The organism is Frankia sp. CcWB3 (assembly GCF_977927595.1).
Genome location: NZ_CDWRCK010000001.1, coordinates 62,482 through 82,226, shown reverse-complemented (window position 1 = coordinate 82,226; position 19,745 = coordinate 62,482). Strand labels below are relative to the sequence as shown.

Genomic DNA, 19,745 nt, shown 5'->3' with positions numbered 1-19,745 from the left:
CCCTCGACGCGATCGCCGTACGCGGAGTCGCCGTACGCGGAGTCCAGGCGGCAAAGGGGTATGCTCGATCCGCTCGGGTACCCATTCCGGTACATCACCGTGCGGCTGAGCTATGCACTACGTCTGGGCTATGTGCTACGTAGCGCATAGCCGGGGTATGGTGGCGTAGCGGTCGCAAGGATCCGGGTGTGTGTCTAGGGGCGTGGCTCAATTGGTAGAGCACCGGTCTCCAAAACCGGCGGTTGCAGGTTCGAGTCCTGTCGCCCCTGCGCTGTTCGACAGCTGGCTGGTCCGATGACCTGACTGGTCCGATGACGCTGGTCCGATGACGGAGTGGGTGGAGTTGAGTGGCGACCGATACCCGTGACGCGGCACCGCGCCCCAAGCGGGCTACGCGTGCCGCGGGTCGACGTCGGTATCGGCCACTTGTGTTCATCCGCGAGGTCATGGCGGAGCTACGGAAGGTCGTCTACCCCGGGCGGAGTGAGCTGATCACCTATGTGCTGGTCGTGCTCGTCTTCGTCAGCGTGATGACGGCCTTCGTGGCTATCCTCGACTTCGGCCTCACGAAGGCGGTTCTCGCGGTCTTCGGCTGACGGGCCCCACCGGCCGGACAGGCCGGGGCCGAGGCAGGCGGTGGTCGCTGGAGCTGCCCGTCGGCGAGCGGGCTGCCCGTCCGGCCCCACGCCCGCGCAGCGCCGCTCCGCGGGTCCACAGCAGCAGAAGTGTTCACGAGAGTAAGGATCGTCCGCGTGTCCCAGTCGCCCGAGCACGCCTCTTCCGAGCAGGGGGAGGCCCTCGCCCGTCTCGATCCCCTCGCGGCGTTCGAGCACGACGAGGTGGCGAGCACGGACGCTGGCGCCGGTCTCGGCGGCGTCTACGCCGCCGCCGAGACCGATCCCGAGACCGATCCCGAGGGTGCTTTCCCGGCCTCCCCGGCGGTCGGGACGGTGCCGCCGGCCCTGACGGACGACGATGCCGACGACGCCGATGACCTGCGGCGGGCGATCGAGGACGCGCCCGGCGAGTGGTACGTCGTGCACTCCTACGCGGGGTACGAGAACAAGGTCAAGACCAATCTCGAGACCCGGATCTCCAGCCTCAACATGGAGGACTACATCTTCCAGATCGAGGTGCCCACCGAGGAGGTCCCGGTGGTCAAGAACGGCAAGCGGCAGCTTGTCCAGCAGAAGAAGTACCCAGGTTACATCTACGTCCGGATGGATCTGACCGATCAGTCGTGGTCGGCGGTCCGCAACACCCCGGGTGTGACCGGGTTCGTCGGGCTCACCTCCCGGCCCTCCCCGCTGCGCCGGGAGGAGGTCCTCTCGATCCTCGCCCCGGCTGCGCCGAAGGAGAAGAAGGTCGAGACCGTCCGGGTGCAGGAGTTCGAGGTCGGCGAGTCCGTCACCGTCATGGACGGCCCCTTCGCCACGCTCCCGGCGACCATCAGCGAGATCAACCTCGACGCCCAGCGGCTGAAGGTGCTGGTCTCGATCTTCGGTCGGGAGACGCCCGTCGAGCTGCAGTTCAATCAGGTCGCGAAGATCTGATCCGCTCCGTAGAACCCCGGTAGGAAGACGAGCACATGCCTCCCAAGAAGAAGAAAATCACCGCGATCATCAAGCTCCAGATCAACGCCGGCAAGGCCACCCCGGCGCCGCCGGTCGGCCCCGCGCTGGGTCAGCATGGCGTGAACATCATGGAGTTCTGCAAGCAGTACAACGCGGCGACCGAGTCGCAGGCCGGCAACGTCGTGCCGGTCGAGATCACCGTCTACGACGACCGGTCCTTCACCTTCGTCACGAAGACCCCGCCGGCCGCGCGGCTCATCCTCAAGGCCGCGGGCGTGGAGAAGGGCAGTGGCACCCCGCACCGGGACAAGGTTGCCAAGCTCACCGCGGCGCAGATCCGCGAGATCGCCCAGACCAAGCTCCCGGACCTCAACGCCACCTCGATCGAGGCCGCCGAGAAGATCATCGCTGGTACCGCCCGATCCATGGGTATCACGGTCGGCGAGTAGTACGCCCTCGAGTTTCCCCCACCACCGGACCGACCAGTGGGAGGGCGGCCGGGCGCAGGTGCCGGGTGGACAGGACGTGTCCACGTCGCCGCGCCCCTTCGACGGCCGTCCGCCATCACCACGAGGAGACAGACAGTATGAAGCGCAGCAAGGCCTACCGCGCCGCGGCCGAGAAGATCAACTTGGAGAACCTCTACAGCCCGCTGGAGGCGGTCCGCCTCGCGCAGCAGACCTCGACGACGAAGTATGACGCGACGGTCGAGGTTGCGATCCGGCTCGGGGTCGATCCTCGTAAGGCCGACCAGATGGTCCGTGGCACGGTCAACCTGCCGCACGGCACCGGGAAGTCCCCCCGCGTCGCCGTCTTCGCCGCCGGGGAGAAGGCCGCTGAGGCGAGCGCGGCCGGGGCCGACATCGTCGGTAGCGACGACCTGGTCGCCCGGATCCAGGAGGGCTTCCTGGAGTTTGACGCGACCGTCGCGACGCCCGACCAGATGGCGAAGGTCGGTCGGATCGCTCGGGTCCTGGGCCCCCGCGGCCTGATGCCGAACCCGAAGACCGGCACCGTGACGCTGGACATCGGCAAGGCCGTCTCCGACATCAAGGGTGGAAAGATCAACTTTCGGGTAGACAAGCAGGGTAACCTGCATATCGTCATCGGGAAGACGAACTTCACTGACACCCAGCTGATCGAGAACTACACGGTTGCCCTGGATGAGATCGTCCGGGTGAAGCCGTCCGCGGCCAAGGGCCGGTACCTGAAGAAGGTCACCTTCACGACCACCATGGGCCCGGGTATCCCGGTCGACCCGAACCGCACCCGCAACCTGCTCGACGAGGGTGCCGCCGCCTGATCCGGCCCGTCCGGAGGCACCGCCGCGCGAAGCCATGCGTGCGGCCGCCGGGCGGGCGAACAGCGACGAACAGCCGCGGACAACAATCGCGTACACTGATATCCAGTTCCACACCGAAGACCGCTGGTTGCCGTCTCCGTTCCCGTCGAGGGTCACTCCTCGTCCGGTTCGACCGACGGCCGAAGGCCCCGGGTTCTCCGGGCGGCCCGCGCAGGTGACGGACGGGAAGCTCCGTGGCGGATGCACGCAGCCGGGTGACGCACCCGGTAGCGCCACCGCCGCCCTTCACGCCCCGTGCGCCTGCGCCGGGGCGTTCGTCATGTTCCGGGGGCGTTTCCGGATGACCAGCCGACACCCCGAAGGAGCCCCATGGCGAAAGCTGAGAAGACCGCCGCGGTGGCGGAGATCGTCGAGGAGCTCCGTGGCTCGACCGCCGCGGTGCTCACGGAGTACCGCGGTTTGACGGTGAGCCAGCTCACCGAGCTGCGGCGTGCCCTCGGCGAGGGCACGCGCTACTCCGTGGTCAAGAACACTCTGACCAAGATTGCGGCGGAGCAGGCCGGGGTCACCGGACTCGACGACCTGTTCGTCGGGCCGACCGCTGTCGCTTTCGTCAGCGGCGACCCGGTCGAGGCGGCCAAGGGCCTGCGCGACTTCGCTCGGGCGAACCCGGCATTGGTGCTCAAGGGCGGCTTCGTCGAGGGCAAGCCGATGACCGCCGACGAGATTCGCAAGCTTGCGGATCTCGAGTCCCGCGAGGTCCTGCTGGCGAAGCTGGCCGGGGCGATGAAGGGCACGCTGGCCGGGGCCGTCGGGCTCTTCGCCGCTCCGCTGTCCCAGGTGGCCCGGCTTGCGGAGGCGCTGCGCGAGCAGCGCGAAGGCCAGTCCGTCGGCGCCGCCGAGCAGCCGGCCGCCGAGGCTGCCGCCGAATAGCCGAACGGCGCCACCATGGTGCCGCCCCGAGGTCACAATCAGGTCGCTCGCAGTCACGAGCAGGCCACCCCGAATCAGGCATGACAAGGAAGGAACCGCCACCATGGCGAAGCTGTCGACCGAAGAGCTGCTGGACGCCTTCAAGGAACTGACCCTGCTGGAGCTCTCGGAGTTCGTGAAGCAGTTCGAGGAGACCTTCGGCGTCACCGCCGCGGCTCCGGTCGCCGTGGCCGCAGCCCCGGCCGCCGATGGTGCGGGCGGCGAGGCGCCGGCCGCCGAGGAGCAGGACGAGTTCGACGTCATCCTTGAATCCGTCGGTGACAAGAAGATCCAGGTCATCAAGGAGGTCCGTGCGCTGACCAGCCTCGGGCTGAAGGAGGCCAAGGACCTCGTCGACGGGGCTCCGAAGCCGGTCCTGGAGAAGGTCGCCAAGGAGGCGGCGGACAAGGCGAAGGCGGCCCTCGAGGGCGCCGGCGCCACGGTCACCGTCAAGTAGTACCGGCAGTCCGAGCAGTACCGGCAGCACCTCGCTGCCCTGGGACGCCCCGCCCGGCGATGTCCGTCGCCGGGCGGGGCGTCTCTTGCGGCCGCTCGGCGTGGCCGTGGCGGACACCCCCGTGCCGGGGCACCTCTCTGCGGTGCCCCGGCACGTGCTGTCTGGAAGGCCCGGAAGGTCCACCGCAGGCGGCCCGATGCACAGATGGGCAGGTCGGGTCCGTTCGTGACGTTTTCCGAAGGGGGTTGACGGCCTCTGTGGATCGGAGTTCCATCAAGTTTGCGAACCCTCGTCGGGAGCAGATGCGGTGCGCTACGTCCTCCCTGCGTGGTCCCATCACGCAGATCCTTGCCAGCGGTGTGCCCTTCGGCTACACTGCTAGTTTGCGCTGCCCTTCTCGTTGTATCGACCTCGCCGACACCGTGCCGTTGGTGACGGTCGGCCCTGTTCGGGGGCTGGTATGCACCGTGAGGCGGTTCCGGTTACGTGGTCCGGAGCGGTACTCGCGGTCGGTCCGGGACGATGCGGAGGCGCGCTGGTCGTGCCGGAGTGTGGCACGGCTGTACGGCTGCCACACCGAGGACCCTGAGCGAGACCCTTGCCCATACACCGATCCGTTGTTCTCAGCGGACACTCGTGTCGCCGCGCGCACATGCCGTGGCGAGGCTTTCGCGTGCCCGTTGTCGGCCGCACATCCGCTACGCAGGACGCCCGGGGGTCGGCCTCCACGTCCCGCGGCCATCGTCTCACCGGTGGGGCACCCCCCGCCGCCGTTCCTGACAACCGTAGCGAGACACTGATCACCTGACCATTCCCCGACGGATACTTGACGTCCGCGACGCCAGCCCGACGATCAGGCCACCGGAAGGACCACCTTGGCCGCCTCGCGCTCTTCTTCCCGCATCTCGTTCGCTAAGATCATCGAGCCCCTCGAGGTCCCGGATCTCCTTGCTCTTCAGACGCAGTCCTTCGATTGGCTGATCGGTAGTGACGCCTGGGCGGAGCGGGTGCAGGAGGCCATCGATTCCGGCCGTGACGACGTTCCGATCACCTCGGGTCTCGAGGAGGTCTTCGAGGAGATCTCCCCGATCGAGGACTTCTCCGGCTCGATGTCACTGTCCTTTCGGGACCACCGGTTCGAACCGCCCAAGTACTCCGTGGAGGAGTGCAAGGACAAGGACATGACCTTCTCGGCCCCGCTGTTCGTCACGGCCGAGTTCACCAACAACACCACCGGCGAGATCAAGAGCCAGACGGTGTTCATGGGTGACTTCCCGCTCATGACCCCGAAGGGCACCTTCGTCATCAATGGCACTGAGCGCGTGGTGGTCAGCCAGCTCGTGCGCTCCCCGGGGGTCTACTTCGAGCGCAGCCTCGACAAGACCTCCGACAAGGACCTGTACTCCTGCAAGGTGATCCCCTCCCGGGGAGCCTGGCTGGAGTTCGAGATCGACAAGCGCGACACCGTGGGCGTGCGGATCGACCGCAAGCGCCGTCAGTCCGTCACGGTGCTGCTCAAGGCGCTCGGCTGGGACGAGGCCCGCATCCTCGAGCGGTTCGGTGACTTCCCGTCGATGCGCATCACCCTGGAGAAGGACCACACCGCCGGCCAGGACGATGCGCTGCTCGACATCTACCGCAAACTGCGCCCGGGTGAGCCGCCGACACGGGAGTCGGCGCAGACCCTGCTGGAGAACCTCTTCTTCAACCCGAAGCGTTACGACCTCGCCAAGGTCGGTCGCTACAAGGTCAACAAGAAGCTCTCCCTCGACGTTGCTCACGACATCGGCGTTCTCACCGAGAACGACATCGTCCGCACCATCGAGTACGTCGTCAAGCTGCACGCGGGCGCCGATCCGGCCGAGTACGAGGTCGACGACATCGACCACTTCGGCAACCGTCGCCTGCGCTCGGTCGGCGAGCAGATCCAGAACCAGGTCCGGCTGGGACTTGCCCGGATGGAGCGGGTCGTCCGCGAGCGGATGACTACGCAGGATGTCGAGGCGATCACGCCGCAGACCCTGATCAACATCCGGCCGGTCGTCGCCTCCATCAAGGAGTTCTTCGGCACCAGTCAGCTCTCGCAGTTCATGGACCAGACGAACCCGTTGGCTGGTCTGACTCACAAGCGTCGGATGAACGCACTTGGCCCAGGCGGCCTTTCTCGAGAGCGGGCGGGCTTCGAGGTTCGCGACGTGCACCCCAGCCACTACGGCCGGATGTGCCCGATCGAGACGCCGGAAGGCCCGAACATCGGTCTGATCGGCTCGCTGTCGACGTTCGCCCGGATCAACCCGTTCGGCTTCGTTGAGACGCCGTACCGCAAGGTCGTGGACGGCCGCGTCACCGACGAGATCGACTACCTGACCGCCGATGAGGAGGACCGGCACGTCAAGGCGCAGGCGAACGCGCCGCTACGGCCGGACGGAACGTTCGCGGAGGACCGTGTCCTGGTCCGCCGCAAGGGCGGTGAGGTCGAGTTCATCCCGCCGGATGAGGTCGACTACATGGACGTTTCGACCCGTCAGATGGTCTCCGTGGCCACTGCCATGATCCCGTTCCTCGAGCACGACGACGCCAACCGCGCGCTCATGGGCTCCAACATGCAGCGCCAGTCGGTGCCGCTGCTGCGCTCCGAGGCGCCGCTGGTCGGCACCGGGATGGAGGCCCGCGCGGCCAAGGATGCCGGCGACGTGGTCGTCTGCGCCCAGGCGGGGGTGGTCGAGGATCTCTCGGCCGACTACATCACTGTCATGCACGACGACGGCACCCGGCGCACCTACCGGCTGGCGAAGTTCCGCCGGTCGAACCAGGGCACCTGCATCAACCAGAAGCCGATCGTGAACGAGGGCGACCGGGTCGAGGCTGGCCAGGTCATCGCGGACGGCCCGTGCACCGACAACGGTGAGATGGCGCTCGGCAAGAACCTGCTGGTCGCCTTCATGCCGTGGGAGGGGCACAACTACGAGGATGCGATCATCCTGTCCCAGCGTCTCGTCCAGGACGACGTGCTGTCCTCGACCCACATCGAGGAGCACGAGGTCGACGCCCGCGACACCAAGCTCGGCCCGGAGGAGATCACCCGGGACATCCCGAACGTCGCCGAGGAGGTTCTCGCCGACCTCGACGAGCGGGGGATCATCCGGATCGGCGCCGAGGTCTCGCCCGGCGACGTCCTGGTCGGCAAGGTCACACCCAAGGGCGAGACCGAGCTGACCCCCGAGGAGCGCCTGTTGCGCGCGATCTTCGGGGAGAAGGCCCGGGAGGTCCGTGACACCTCGCTGAAGGTGCCGCACGGTGAGTCCGGCAAGGTCATCGGCGTGCGGGTGTTCTCCCGCGAGGACGGCGACGAGCTCCCGCCCGGGGTCAACGAGCTGGTCCGGGTCTACGTCGCCCAGAAGCGGAAGATCACCGACGGGGACAAGCTTGCCGGCCGGCACGGCAACAAGGGTGTCATCGCCAAGATCCTGCCCGTCGAGGACATGCCCTTCCTCGAGGACGGCACCGCCGTCGACGTCGTGCTCAACCCGCACGGCGTGCCGCGCCGGATGAACCTCGGCCAGATCCTGGAGACCCACCTCGGGTGGGTTGCCAAGACCGGCTGGCAGGTCGACTCCGGCACCGAGGACTGGAAGGAGCGGCTGCGCGGCATCGGCGCGGACGCCGCCCCGGCCGGCACCAACGTGGCGACCCCCGTCTTCGACGGTGCTCGCGAGGAGGAGATCACCGGCCTGCTCGACTCCACCCTGCCCAACCGCGACGGCGTCCAGCTGATCGGCTCCTCCGGCAAGGCCAAGCTGTTCGACGGCCGGACCGGTGAGCTGTATCCCTACCCGGTGGCGGTCGGCTACATCTACATCCTCAAGTTGCTGCACCTGGTCGACGACAAGATCCACGCCCGGTCGACCGGTCCCTACTCAATGATCACCCAGCAGCCCCTGGGTGGTAAGGCGCAGTTCGGTGGCCAGCGGTTCGGCGAGATGGAGGTGTGGGCGCTGGAGGCATACGGCGCCGCCTACGCCCTGCAGGAACTGCTGACCATCAAGTCCGACGACGTCGTGGGCCGGGTCAAGGTCTACGAGGCGATCGTCAAGGGCGAGAACATTCCGGAGCCCGGTATCCCGGAGTCGTTCAAGGTGCTCATCAAGGAGATGCAGTCGCTGTGCCTCAACGTCGAGGTGCTCTCCAGCGATGGCGTGCAGATCGAGATGCGTGACACCGACGAGGACGTCTTCCGTGCGGCGGAGGAACTCGGGATCGACCTGTCCCGGCGCGAGCCGAGCAGCGTCGAGGAGGTCTGACGGACGCCGGGGGTCCGACGCCCCCGCCCTGATGGGCGGCGAGGCCTCCGGCGGCTCCATCCGACTCCAGCGTCCCGACCGAGAAAGAGAGAGCAGGCGACAGTCTTGCTGGACGTCAACTTCTTCGACGAACTGCGCATCGGTCTCGCCACCGCGGATGACATCCGCCAGTGGTCGCACGGTGAGGTCAAGAAGCCGGAGACGATCAACTACCGCACCCTGAAGCCGGAGAAGGACGGACTCTTCTGCGAGAAGATCTTCGGTCCCACCCGGGACTGGGAGTGCTATTGCGGTAAGTACAAGCGGGTCCGCTTCAAGGGCATCATCTGCGAGCGCTGCGGCGTCGAGGTCACCCGCGCCAAGGTGCGCCGCGAACGCATGGGGCATATCGAGCTCGCCGCCCCAGTCACCCACATCTGGTATTTCAAGGGTGTTCCGAGCCGGCTCGGCTACCTGCTGGACTTGGCGCCGAAGGACCTCGAGAAGGTCATCTACTTCGCCGCCTACATGATCACCAAGGTCGACACGGAGGCGCGTCACCGCGACCTGCCCACCCTCGAGGCCCGCATCGGCGTCGAGAAACAGCAGCTCGAGGACAAGAAGAACGCCGACGCGGAAGTCCGGCAGAAGCGGCTCGAGGCCGACCTCGCGCAGCTCGAGGCCGAGGGCGCCAAGGGTGACGCGCGACGCAAGGTCCGCGAGTCGGCCGAGCGCGAGATGCGCCAGATCCGGGACCGGGTGCAGCGTAAGATCGACGATCTCGACCGGGTCTTCGACCGCTTCAAGAACATGAAGGTCCAGGACCTGGAGCCGGACGAGCTGCTTTATCGCGAGCTGCGCGACCGCTTCGGTGCGTACTTCGACGGCGGCATGGGCGCCGAGGCGCTGCAGCGGCGGCTCGCTGACTTCGACCTGGGCGCCGAGGCCGAGTCGCTGCGCGAGACCATCCGCAGCGGCAAGGGTCAGAAGAAGGCCCGCGCGCTCAAGCGGCTCAAGGTTGTCTCGGCGTTCCTGAACACCCGCAACTCCCCGATGGGGATGGTGCTCGACTGCGTCCCGGTGATCCCACCCGATCTGCGCCCGATGGTGCAGCTCGATGGTGGCCGGTTCGCCACCTCGGACCTCAACGACCTGTATCGCCGGGTGATCAACCGGAACAACCGGTTGAAGCGGCTGCTCGACCTCGGCGCGCCCGAGATCATCGTCAACAACGAGAAGCGGATGCTGCAGGAGGCCGTCGACGCGCTGTTCGACAACGGCCGCCGCGGCCGGCCGGTCACCGGCCCGGGTAACCGTCCGCTGAAGTCGCTGTCCGACATGCTCAAGGGCAAGCAGGGCCGGTTCCGCCAGAACCTGCTGGGCAAGCGGGTCGACTACTCCGGCCGTTCGGTCATCGTCGTCGGTCCGCAGCTCAAGCTGCACCAGTGCGGTCTGCCCAAGCAGATGGCGCTGGAGCTGTTCAAGCCGTTCGTGATGAAGCGCCTGGTGGACCTCAACCACGCGCAGAACATCAAGTCGGCGAAGCGGATGGTCGAGCGGGCCCGCCCGGTCGTGTGGGACGTGCTCGAGGAGGTCATCACCGAGCACCCCGTGCTGCTCAACCGGGCGCCGACCCTGCACCGCCTCGGCATCCAGGCCTTCGAGCCGCAGCTCGTCGAGGGCAAGGCCATCCAGATCCACCCGCTGGTCTGCACGGCGTTCAACGCCGACTTCGACGGTGACCAGATGGCGGTGCACCTGCCGCTGTCCGCCGAGGCGCAGGCCGAGGCGCGGATCCTGATGCTGTCGAGCAACAACATCCTCTCGCCCGCATCGGGCCGGCCGCTGGCGATGCCGAGCCTCGACATGGTGACCGGGGTCTTCCATCTGTCCCGCCTGGCCGAGGGGGCGCTCGGCGAGGGGCGGTCGTTCTCCAGCGTCGCCGAGGCGCAGATGGCGTTCGACGCCCGGGAGATCGCCCTTCAGGCGAAGATCAAGGTGCGGTTGCGGGACACCACCCCGCCGTCGGACTGGGTCCCGCCCGCCGACTGGGTCACCGGGGACGTGTTCACCCTGGAGACCACGTTCGGCCGTTGCCTGCTCAACGAGGCGCTGCCGGAGGGCTACCCCTTCATCAACGCCCAGCTGAACAAGAAGGCACAGGCCGCGATCGTCAACGACCTGGCTGAGCGGTACCCGAAGATCCAGGTAGCGGCGACCCTGGACGCCCTGAAGAGCGCCGGTTTCTACTGGGCCACCCGGTCCGGGGTCACCGTCGCGATCGAGGACGTCGTCGCGCCGCCGAACAAGGCCGAGATCCTCGACGACTACGAGCAGCGTGCCGACCGGGTCCAGAAGCAGTTCGACCGCGGCTTCCTGTCCGATGAGGAGCGCCGCAGCGAGCTGGTCCAGATCTGGACCGAGGCGACCAACAAGATCGCCGAGGCGATGGAGGAGAACTTCCCGGCGACCAACCCGGTCTACGTGCTGGTCAACTCCGGAGCCGCTGGAAACATGATGCAGATCCGGCAGCTCGCCGGCATGCGTGGCCTGGTCTCCAACCCGAAGGGTGAGATCATCCCGCGGCCGATCAAGGCGAACTTCCGCGAGGGTCTGACCGTGCTGGAGTACTTCATCTCCACCCACGGTGCCCGTAAGGGACTCGCTGACACCGCCCTGCGCACCGCGGACTCGGGGTACCTGACTCGGCGGCTCGTCGACGTCAGCCAGGACGTCATCGTCCGCGAGGAGGACTGCGGCACCGAGCGCGGCATCCTCACCCGGATCGCCCGCAAGGGCGCCGACGGGGTGCTGGTCCGGGACCGGTACGCCGAGACCTCGGCGTACGCGCGGACGCTGGCTTCCGACGCGATCGACGCGAACGGCGAGGTCATCGTGCCCGCCGGCACCGACGCCGGGGACGTCGCGATCAGCCAGATCATCGAGGCCGGCATCGAGCAGGTGCGGGTCCGCTCGGCGCTGACCTGCGAGTCCCGGATGGGAGTGTGCGCCCAGTGCTACGGGCGCTCGCTCGCCACCGGCAAGCTGGTCGACGTCGGTGAGGCCGTCGGCATCGTCGCCGCGCAGTCCATCGGTGAGCCCGGCACCCAGCTGACGATGCGTACCTTCCACAGCGGTGGCGTCGCCGGCGACGACATCACCCAGGGCCTGCCGCGTGTCGTCGAGCTGTTCGAGGCGCGCAGCCCGAAGGGCAAGGCCCCCATCACCGAGGTCTCCGGCCGGGTGAAGATCGAGGAGACCGAGAAGACCTTCAAGGTCGTGGTGGTGCCGGACGACGGCAGCGACGAGATCGCCTACCCGGTCTCGCGGCGTTCGCGCCTGCGGGTCCGCGAGGGCGACCACATCGAGGTCGGCAGCCAGATCGTCGACGGTGCCGTCGACCCGCACGAGGTGTTGCGCATCCTCGGGCCGCGCCAGGTCCAGCTCCACCTGGTGGACCAGGTCCAGGAGGTCTACCGGTCGCAGGGTGTGTCGATCCACGACAAGCACATCGAGATCATCATCCGCCAGATGCTCAAGCGGGTGAACGTTCTCGAGTCGGGTGACACCACCCTGCTGCCCGGTGAGCTCTGCGAGCGGGCCCGGTTCGAGGCGGAGAACCGTCGGGTGGTGGAAGCCAGTGGCCAGCCGGCCTCGGCCCGCCCGGTCCTCATGGGGATCACCAAGGCGTCGCTGGCGACCGAGTCGTGGCTGTCGGCCGCATCCTTCCAGGAGACGACCCGGGTGCTCACCGACGCGGCGATCAACGCCCGGTCGGACTCGCTCGTCGGCCTGAAGGAGAACGTCATTATCGGAAAGCTCATCCCGGCCGGCACCGGGATCTCCCGGTACCGCAACATCCGGGTCGAGCCGACCGAGGAGGCACGTGCGGCGATGTACTCCGTCGGTGCCTACGAGGACGGCGGCGTCGATTACGGCGCGTTCGGCACGGGCTCCGGCCAGGCGGTCCCGCTGGACGAGTTCGACTACCGCAGCTCGGGAGACTTCCGCTGAGCAGGTCGCGAGGCTGACCGAGCGGAGCTGACCAGAGCCCGACCGAAGCCAGATCGATCAGGACCGGCCCGGCGCCCTCACCAGGGTGCCGGGCCGGTTGCGCGTCCAGGTCCGGAGCCCGCTGGTGGGACGGCGCGCAGAGGCGGAAATCGGTAGGATAGGGGCAGGCACCTGCGGTGGCGGTGGAAGGTAGCGGCGGTGTGATTCTGACCGGCGACCACGACGACCTGAGTCGGTTGGCCGCGCCTTATCGGACAGTGGCCATCGAATCGCTCCCCGGCAGTTGACGTGACCGGGGCTGGCCGTTTTATGACCGGGTGGACCGAGATTCGCCGGGAGCGAATGATCTACGAGGATGAGGCCATTCTCGTGCTAGACAAACCCGTCGGCATCTCGGTTATGGGAGAGCGGCACGACACCGATCTCGTCACCCTCGCCGGGGATGACGGCGAGGAGCTGTTCCCGGTGCACCGCATCGACAAGGTCACCTCGGGCCTGGTGCTCTTCGCCCGGCAGTTGCGGTTCCACGGTGATCTCACCCGGCAGTTCCAGCGCCGCACGGTGGACAAGCGATACCTCGTCCTGACCCGGACCCGTGGACTGCCCGCCTCGGGGACCATTGATCTGCCGCTGAGCGTGGGGCGCAAGAGTCGGGTCCGGGTGGCGGCGAACCGGGCCGACATCATGGCCGGCCTGGCGGAGATGGCCCCCTTGGCGGAGGTTCCCCGGGCAGGGCTTGCCCCGACCGGCGCGGGCGTCGGACGCTGGACGATTCCGCCCGCCGCGGTGTTCTCCCACGTCCGGACATACCCGTCCGTCACGACCTTCATCCGGGTATGGGAGGGCGGTGAGTACACCCTGCTCGCAGTCACGCCGGTCAGCGGGCGGCGCCACCAGATCCGGGTGCATCTGGCCTGGATCGGGCACCCGATCGAGGGCGATCCGCTGTTCGGCCGGGGTGCCACCGCCCGCACCCTGCTGCACTCGTGGCGGCTCGCCTTCGATGCGGCCTGGGCCGGCGGCTCCCGCATCGAGGTCGAGGCGCCCCCCGGAGCCGACTTCTGGGCCCCGGTACGCGCGCATCTGCCGGCCGGCCCGGCGGCGGCCCTCCTCGGGAACGTGGCGGGTGGGTCAGGAATAGGCGGTTTCGCGTAGCTCGCCGTAGACTCGGACCAGGTCGGGCAGCTGATAGTGCGCGTTCAGGCCGCTCGGATTGGGCAGGAGCCAGATGCCGGCGGGTCCCAGGGTCTCCGCCTGGCGGCCGACCTTCGCGCTGCGGCGCCCGAACCCGATCCGGTAGGCGGCCAGGCCGAGGAAGGCCACCCACCGGGGCGAGACCCGTTCGACGAGTTCGGTGAGCCGGGGCACGCCGGCGCGGACCTCGTCATCGCTGATCTCGTCGGCGCGCGCGGTGGAGCGGTGGACGAGATTGGTGATGCTGATGCCCCGGCGGGCCAGTTCGTCGGTCTCGCTGGGATGCAGCCGGCGTGGGGTGAAGCCGGCGAGGTGCAGCACCGGCCACAGCCGGTTGCTCGGCGTGCCGAAGTGAAAGCCGGTGGCCCCGGACTCGAGGGACGGATTGATCCCGCAGAGCAGCACGACGGTGGCCGGGGCGACCAGGTCCGGGACGGTGGTCCCGTAGGCCGCGAGCAGCTCGTCCCGGCTCGGCCGGCGTCGGGCGGGGGCGGCCGCGAATCGCGCGCCGGCTGCGTCAGACATGTCCTCGCGGGCCTCCGATGCCGGTATCGTGCTGTCCCGTACAGCGTGCCAGTAGGTGCAGCGTGCCAGTACGTGGGGCCGTGCTGCTGCCCGCCTGTGCCGCTCGTCGAGTGCATGCGCTTGTCGAGTGCCATAGTGCGCGCGGGGTCTGTGGGGGATTTCGCCGGACACCCCCGTTCGACACCTGACGCGGGCGTGGAGTACTGTTGAGCCCTGTGGTCGGAGTCCACGTGGCTCCGGCGTGCGTCCTGCACTTCGATGTGGCGCCGTGGTGCTCGCTAGGTTGACGTAAAGTCACTATTCGGGTATCCGTCGGCGACTGTCGAGCTCGATTCCGCGAAGCGGACGGGCGGGCTGGCGTGCCCCTCACCGGAACTGGATTACCGCATCGAGGTTCCGGTCGAATGGCGCGACACGCCCGACCGCGTGGGTCGGAGAAGCCGCTCGAGGACACTCCGGTGGGTCGGGTGCGGACCACAGCAGCAGGGAGGCCGGCGTACCGGTCTGGTTGCCCAAGGCAGTACGACGAGGCGTGACAGGAACGGGAGCGGCGTTGCCCACGATCCAGCAGCTGGTCCGCAAGGGCCGGCAGGACAAGGTCGAGAAGACCAAGACCCCGGCACTCAAGGGAAGCCCTCAGCGTCGTGGTGTGTGCACCCGCGTCTACACGACCACCCCGAAGAAGCCGAACTCGGCCCTGCGCAAGGTGGCCCGGGTCCGGTTGAACAGCGGGATCGAAGTCACCGCCTACATCCCCGGGGTCGGCCACAACCTGCAGGAGCACTCGATCGTCCTGGTTCGCGGTGGCCGAGTGAAGGATCTTCCGGGTGTCCGGTACAAGATCGTCCGAGGCGCTCTCGACACGCAGGGCGTCCGTAACCGTAAGCAGGCTCGTAGCCGCTACGGCGCGAAGAAGGAGAAGGGCTGATGCCGCGCAAGGGGCCTGCGCCCAAGCACGCCGTGGTGGTCGACCCGGTGTACGGGTCGCCGCTGGTGACCGCGCTGGTGAACAAGGTGCTGTTGAGCGGTAAGAAGTCGGTCGCGGAGCGCATCGTGTACGGCGCACTCGAGGGTGCGAAGAACAAGACCGGCAACGACCCGGTCGTCACGCTCAAGCGCGCGCTGGACAACGTCAAGCCGACGCTGGAGGTGCGTAGCCGCCGGGTGGGTGGTGCCACCTACCAGGTTCCGGTCGAGGTTCGCGCCGGCCGGAGCACCACCCTCGCGCTGCGCTGGATCGTCGGCTACTCCCGGGCTCGTCGCGAGAAGACGATGACCGAGCGGCTGATGAACGAGCTCATCGACGCGAGCAACGGCCTCGGCGCCAGCGTGAAGCGCCGGGAGGACACCCACAAGATGGCGGAGTCCAACAAGGCCTTCGCCCACTACCGCTGGTGATCCGAGATGCCATCTGACGTACATTCTTTGCTGGCCAGGACCCGCAATATCGGGATCATGGCCCACATCGACGCGGGCAAGACCACCACCACCGAGCGCATCCTCTTCTATACCGGTGTGAACTACAAGATCGGCGAGGTCCACGAGGGCGGCGCCACGATGGACTGGATGGAGCAGGAGCAGGAGCGGGGGATCACCATCACCTCCGCGGCCACCACCTGTATCTGGCGCGACCACACCATCAACATCATCGACACCCCCGGCCATGTCGACTTCACCGTCGAGGTGGAGCGCTCGCTGCGGGTCCTCGACGGTGCGGTCGCGGTCTTCGACGCGGTCGCCGGAGTCGAGCCGCAGAGCGAGACGGTCTGGAAGCAGGCCGACCGTTACAACGTCCCGCGTATCGCCTTCGTCAACAAGATGGACCGGGTCGGTGCCGAGTTCCACCGCTGCGTGGAGATGATGATCGACCGGCTCGACGCGACGCCGGCCGTGATCCAACTCCCGTGGGGCGTGGAGGCCGACTTCCGCGGTGTCATCGACCTGGTCCGCATGAAGGGCCTCCTCTGGAAGACCGAGGACAAGGGCGCCTCCTACGAGACCGTCGACATCCCGCGGGATCACCTCGAGGCCGCGCAGGAGTGGCGCGACAAGCTCCTCGAGACCGTCGCCGAGAACGATGACGAGCTCATGGAGCTCTACCTCGAGGGTGAGGAGCCCTCCACGGAGCAGCTCATCGCCGCCCTGCGCCGCGCGACCCTGGCGAGCAAGGTCAACCCGGTGCTGTGTGGTTCGGCGTTCAAGAACAAGGGCGTCCAGCCCATGCTCGACGCCGTCGTCGACTTCCTGCCGAACCCGCTGGACATCGGCGCCACCGTCGGCCATGCGGTCGGCGGCGAGGAGACCGAGGTCCGCCGGGAGCCGAGCGAGGACGAGCCGTTTTCCGCGCTCGCCTTCAAGATCATGAGTGACCCGTACGTGGGTAAGCTGACCTATATCCGGGTGTACTCCGGCAAGCTGACCGGTGGTTCGCCGGTGCTGAACTCGACGAAGGACCGCAAGGAGCGCGTCGGCCGGATCCTGCAGATGCACGCCAACCACCGGGAGGACCGGGAGGGCGTCGGCGCGGGACAGATCGTGGCCGTGGTGGGGCTGAAGAACACCACCACGGGTGACACGCTCTGCGACCCGAACGCCCCGGTGATCCTGGAGTCGATGACGTTCCCGGCGCCGGTCATCCACGTCGCGATCGAGCCGAAGACCAAGGTCGACCAGCAGAAGCTGGGCGCCGCCATCCAGCGCCTCGCCGAGGAGGACCCGACCTTCCAGGTCCGCACCGACGAGGAGACCGGTCAGACGATCATCGCCGGCATGGGCGAGCTGCACTTGGACGTGCTGGTCGACCGGATGCGCCGCGAGTTCGGTGTCGAGGCGAACGTCGGCAAGCCGCAGGTGGCCTATCGGGAGACGATCCGCCGCAAGGTGGAGAAGGTCGACTACACCCACAAGAAGCAGACGGGTGGATCCGGCCAGTACGCCCGGGTGATCATCAACCTGGAGCCCTCCGGCGGCGACGGCGGCGGCTACGAGTTCGAGAACAAGGTCACGGGTGGTCGCATCCCCCGGGAGTACATCCCCTCGGTGGATGCGGGCTGCCAGGAGGCCATGGAGTTCGGTGTGCTCGCCGGCTACCCGCTGGTGGACGTCAAGGTCACCCTGCTTGACGGCCAGTTCCACGACGTCGACTCGTCCGAACTCGCATTCAAGATCGCCGGTTCGATGGCGTTCAAGGATGCGGCCCGCAAGGCCGACCCGGTGCTGCTCGAGCCTCTGATGGCCGTCGAGGTCACCACCCCCGAGGACCACATGGGTGACGTGATCGGCGACCTGAACTCCCGCCGTGGGCAGATCCAGGCGATGGAGGAGCGGGGCGGTTCCCGGATCGTACGGGCGCTGGTGCCACTGTCGGAGATGTTCGGCTACGTTGGTGATCTTCGGTCGAAGACCTCCGGCCGGGCGAGCTACTCCATGCAGTTCGACTCCTACGCCGAGGTTCCCGCGAACGTCGCCAAGGAGATCATCGCCAAGGCCCGGGGAGAGTGAACGCCCTCGCGGCGTGAGCAACACCCCTACCTGACTACACTGCACGACACCACCCGTCCTTGGAGGGACACCCGTGGCGAAGCAGAAGTTCGAGCGGACGAAGCCGCACGTCAACATCGGCACCATTGGTCACATCGACCACGGCAAGACGACCCTGACCGCGGCGATCACCAAGGTCCTGCACGACGCCTACCCGGACCTCAACCCCTTCACGCCGTTCGACCAGATCGACAAGGCGCCGGAGGAGAAGGCCCGCGGCATCACGATCTCGATCGCCCACGTCGAGTACCAGACCGACACCCGGCACTACGCGCACGTCGACTGCCCGGGACACGCCGACTACATCAAGAACATGATCACCGGTGCCGCCCAGATGGACGGCGCGATCCTGGTCGTGTCCGCTACCGACGGCCCGATGCCGCAGACGAAGGAGCACGTGCTCCTCGCCCGCCAGGTCGGCGTGCCCTACATCGTCGTCGCCCTGAACAAGGCCGACATGGTCGACGACGAGGAGATCCTCGAGCTCGTCGAGCTGGAGGTCCGGGAGCTGCTGAGCTCGTACGAGTTCCCGGGCGACGACGTTCCGGTCGTCCGGGTCTCCGCGCTCAAGGCGCTGGAGGGCGACAAGGAGTGGGGCGCCAAGCTCCTCGAGCTCATGGCGGCGGTCGACGAGTCGATCCCCGAGCCGCAGCGTGACATCGACCGGCCGTTCCTCATGCCGATCGAGGACGTCTTTACGATCACTGGTCGTGGCACCGTGGTCACCGGCCGCGTCGAGCGCGGAATCGTCAAGGTCAACGAGACCGTGGAGATCGTCGGCATCAAGCCGGAGACCACCTCCACCACCGTGACCGGTGTCGAGATGTTCCGCAAGCTGCTCGACGAGGGGCGTGCCGGCGACAACGTCGGTCTGCTCCTGCGCGGTATCAAGCGTGAGGACGTCGAGCGCGGCCAGGTCATCGTCAAGCCGAAGTCGATCACCCCGCACACGGTGTTCGAGGCTCGCGTCTACATCCTCAACAAGGATGAGGGCGGACGGCACACGCCGTTCTTCAAGAACTACCGCCCGCAGTTCTACTTCCGCACCACCGACGTGACCGGCGTCGTGACCCTCCCCGAGGGCACGGAGATGGTCATGCCGGGGGACAACACCGAGATGACGGTCGAGCTGATCCAGCCGATCGCCATGGAGGAGGGTCTGCGCTTCGCCATCCGCGAGGGTGGCCGGACCGTCGGCGCGGGCCAGGTCACGAAGGTTCTCAAGTAGTAGCCGTGGGCGGTGGGTCCGGGCGTGTGTACGGACCCACCGCCCACTGCGCTGCCTGACCAGACGGGGCCCGGCCCCACGTGTGGCGGGGTCGCCCCGGCCAGGCAGGGCTCTCGCGAGACTCGGCTGCCGAGGACAACCGGCCGCCGGTAAGGGACGCAGCCCGGTCCCGGTCGACACGTCGAGCGGGACCGGCACGAGACAGCGGTACAACCGGCAGATTCTTTCCGCCGGCGGCGCGGTGCCAGGCTCGCCGCGCGGCCGGCGGTGAGGATCTACGGGCGGTGACCCGGTAGCGATACCGGCCGGACGAGACAGACAGGACAGGCGAAGCCCACCATGGCGGCACAGAAGATCCGCATCCGGCTCAAGGCCTATGACCACGAGGTCATCGACAGCTCGGCGCGGAAGATCGTCGAGACGGTGACGCGGACGGGCGCGCAGGTCGCGGGACCGGTGCCGCTGCCGACGGAGAAGAACATCTACTGCGTCATCCGGTCGCCGCACAAGTACAAGGACAGCCGCGAGCACTTCGAGATGCGGACGCACAAGCGGCTGATCGACATTCTTGACCCGACGCCCAAGACGGTCGACTCGCTCATGCGCCTCGACCTGCCCGCCGGCGTCGATATCGAGATCAAGCTGTAAGAGGGGCCGG

The 19,745-nt window shown here is 67.7% G+C and carries 15 protein-coding genes and 1 tRNA gene; 15 read left to right on the top strand and 1 reads right to left on the bottom strand.

What is annotated here, in order from left to right; all coding sequences use genetic code 11:
* Positions 1-196: 196 nt before the first annotated feature.
* From ACY5KJ_RS00420 to ACY5KJ_RS00375, 10 genes are all read left to right on the top strand, one after another.
* Positions 197-269: transfer RNA gene (locus ACY5KJ_RS00420), tRNA-Trp, on the top strand.
* 78 nt (positions 270-347) lie between these two features.
* Positions 348-596, top strand: coding sequence for a preprotein translocase subunit SecE (gene secE / locus ACY5KJ_RS00415; RefSeq protein WP_462185676.1), 249 nt, complete (start codon positions 348-350; stop codon positions 594-596).
* A gap of 156 nt (positions 597-752) precedes the next feature.
* Positions 753-1,553 (top strand): transcription termination/antitermination protein NusG, encoded by an 801-nt coding sequence (gene nusG / locus ACY5KJ_RS00410; RefSeq protein ID WP_462202446.1) that lies wholly within the window; start codon positions 753-755, stop codon positions 1,551-1,553.
* Positions 1,554-1,588: 35 nt separating this feature from the next.
* Positions 1,589-2,023 carry a 50S ribosomal protein L11 gene (gene rplK, locus ACY5KJ_RS00405; RefSeq protein ID WP_462185678.1) on the top strand — a complete coding sequence of 145 codons (435 nt, stop codon included), beginning with the start codon at positions 1,589-1,591 and terminating at the stop codon, positions 2,021-2,023.
* 137 nt (positions 2,024-2,160) lie between these two features.
* Positions 2,161-2,877, top strand: coding sequence for a 50S ribosomal protein L1 (gene rplA / locus ACY5KJ_RS00400; RefSeq protein WP_462185679.1), 717 nt, complete (start codon positions 2,161-2,163; stop codon positions 2,875-2,877).
* A gap of 369 nt (positions 2,878-3,246) precedes the next feature.
* On the top strand, positions 3,247-3,810 hold the full coding sequence (rplJ, locus tag ACY5KJ_RS00395) for a 50S ribosomal protein L10 (RefSeq protein WP_462185680.1): 564 nt from the start codon (positions 3,247-3,249) through the stop codon (positions 3,808-3,810).
* Between the two features lie 103 nt (positions 3,811-3,913).
* Entirely contained in the window at positions 3,914-4,306 is a 393-nt protein-coding gene (gene rplL / locus ACY5KJ_RS00390; protein WP_462185681.1) for a 50S ribosomal protein L7/L12, read from the top strand.
* An 875-nt stretch (positions 4,307-5,181) separates the two neighbouring features.
* A complete protein-coding gene (gene rpoB, locus ACY5KJ_RS00385) occupies positions 5,182-8,607 on the top strand; it encodes a DNA-directed RNA polymerase subunit beta (RefSeq protein ID WP_462185682.1) in 3,426 nt (1,141 codons plus the stop codon).
* A 105-nt stretch (positions 8,608-8,712) separates the two neighbouring features.
* Entirely contained in the window at positions 8,713-12,600 is a 3,888-nt protein-coding gene (locus tag ACY5KJ_RS00380) for a DNA-directed RNA polymerase subunit beta' (RefSeq protein WP_462202444.1), read from the top strand.
* A 309-nt stretch (positions 12,601-12,909) separates the two neighbouring features.
* Positions 12,910-13,755, top strand: coding sequence for an RluA family pseudouridine synthase (locus ACY5KJ_RS00375; protein WP_462185742.1), 846 nt, complete (start codon positions 12,910-12,912; stop codon positions 13,753-13,755).
* On the opposite strand, the gene mug is transcribed toward ACY5KJ_RS00375, so the two are convergent.
* Positions 13,732-14,319, bottom strand: a complete 588-nt coding sequence (gene mug / locus ACY5KJ_RS00370; RefSeq protein WP_462185685.1) for a G/U mismatch-specific DNA glycosylase — start codon at positions 14,317-14,319, stop codon at positions 13,732-13,734. The two genes, ACY5KJ_RS00375 and mug, sit on opposite strands and share 24 nt — an antisense overlap.
* 553 nt (positions 14,320-14,872) lie before the next feature.
* Between mug and rpsL the strand changes: the two genes are divergently transcribed.
* From rpsL to rpsJ, 5 genes are all read left to right on the top strand, one after another.
* On the top strand, positions 14,873-15,247 hold the full coding sequence (gene rpsL / locus ACY5KJ_RS00365; RefSeq protein ID WP_009740532.1) for a 30S ribosomal protein S12: 375 nt from the start codon (positions 14,873-14,875) through the stop codon (positions 15,245-15,247).
* Positions 15,247-15,717, top strand: coding sequence for a 30S ribosomal protein S7 (gene rpsG / locus ACY5KJ_RS00360; RefSeq protein WP_009740531.1), 471 nt, complete (start codon positions 15,247-15,249; stop codon positions 15,715-15,717). Before rpsL ends, rpsG begins: the two co-directional genes overlap by 1 nt.
* 6 nt (positions 15,718-15,723) lie before the next feature.
* Positions 15,724-17,820, top strand: coding sequence for an elongation factor G (fusA, locus tag ACY5KJ_RS00355; RefSeq protein WP_462202442.1), 2,097 nt, complete (start codon positions 15,724-15,726; stop codon positions 17,818-17,820).
* A 73-nt stretch (positions 17,821-17,893) separates the two neighbouring features.
* Positions 17,894-19,087: an elongation factor Tu gene (gene tuf / locus ACY5KJ_RS00350; protein WP_011435038.1), complete on the top strand. Its 1,194-nt coding sequence runs from the start codon at positions 17,894-17,896 to the stop codon at positions 19,085-19,087.
* 339 nt (positions 19,088-19,426) lie between these two features.
* Complete coding sequence (gene rpsJ, locus ACY5KJ_RS00345) at positions 19,427-19,735, top strand: 30S ribosomal protein S10 (RefSeq protein WP_007514815.1); 309 nt, start codon at positions 19,427-19,429, stop codon at positions 19,733-19,735.
* Positions 19,736-19,745: the final 10 nt, after the last annotated feature.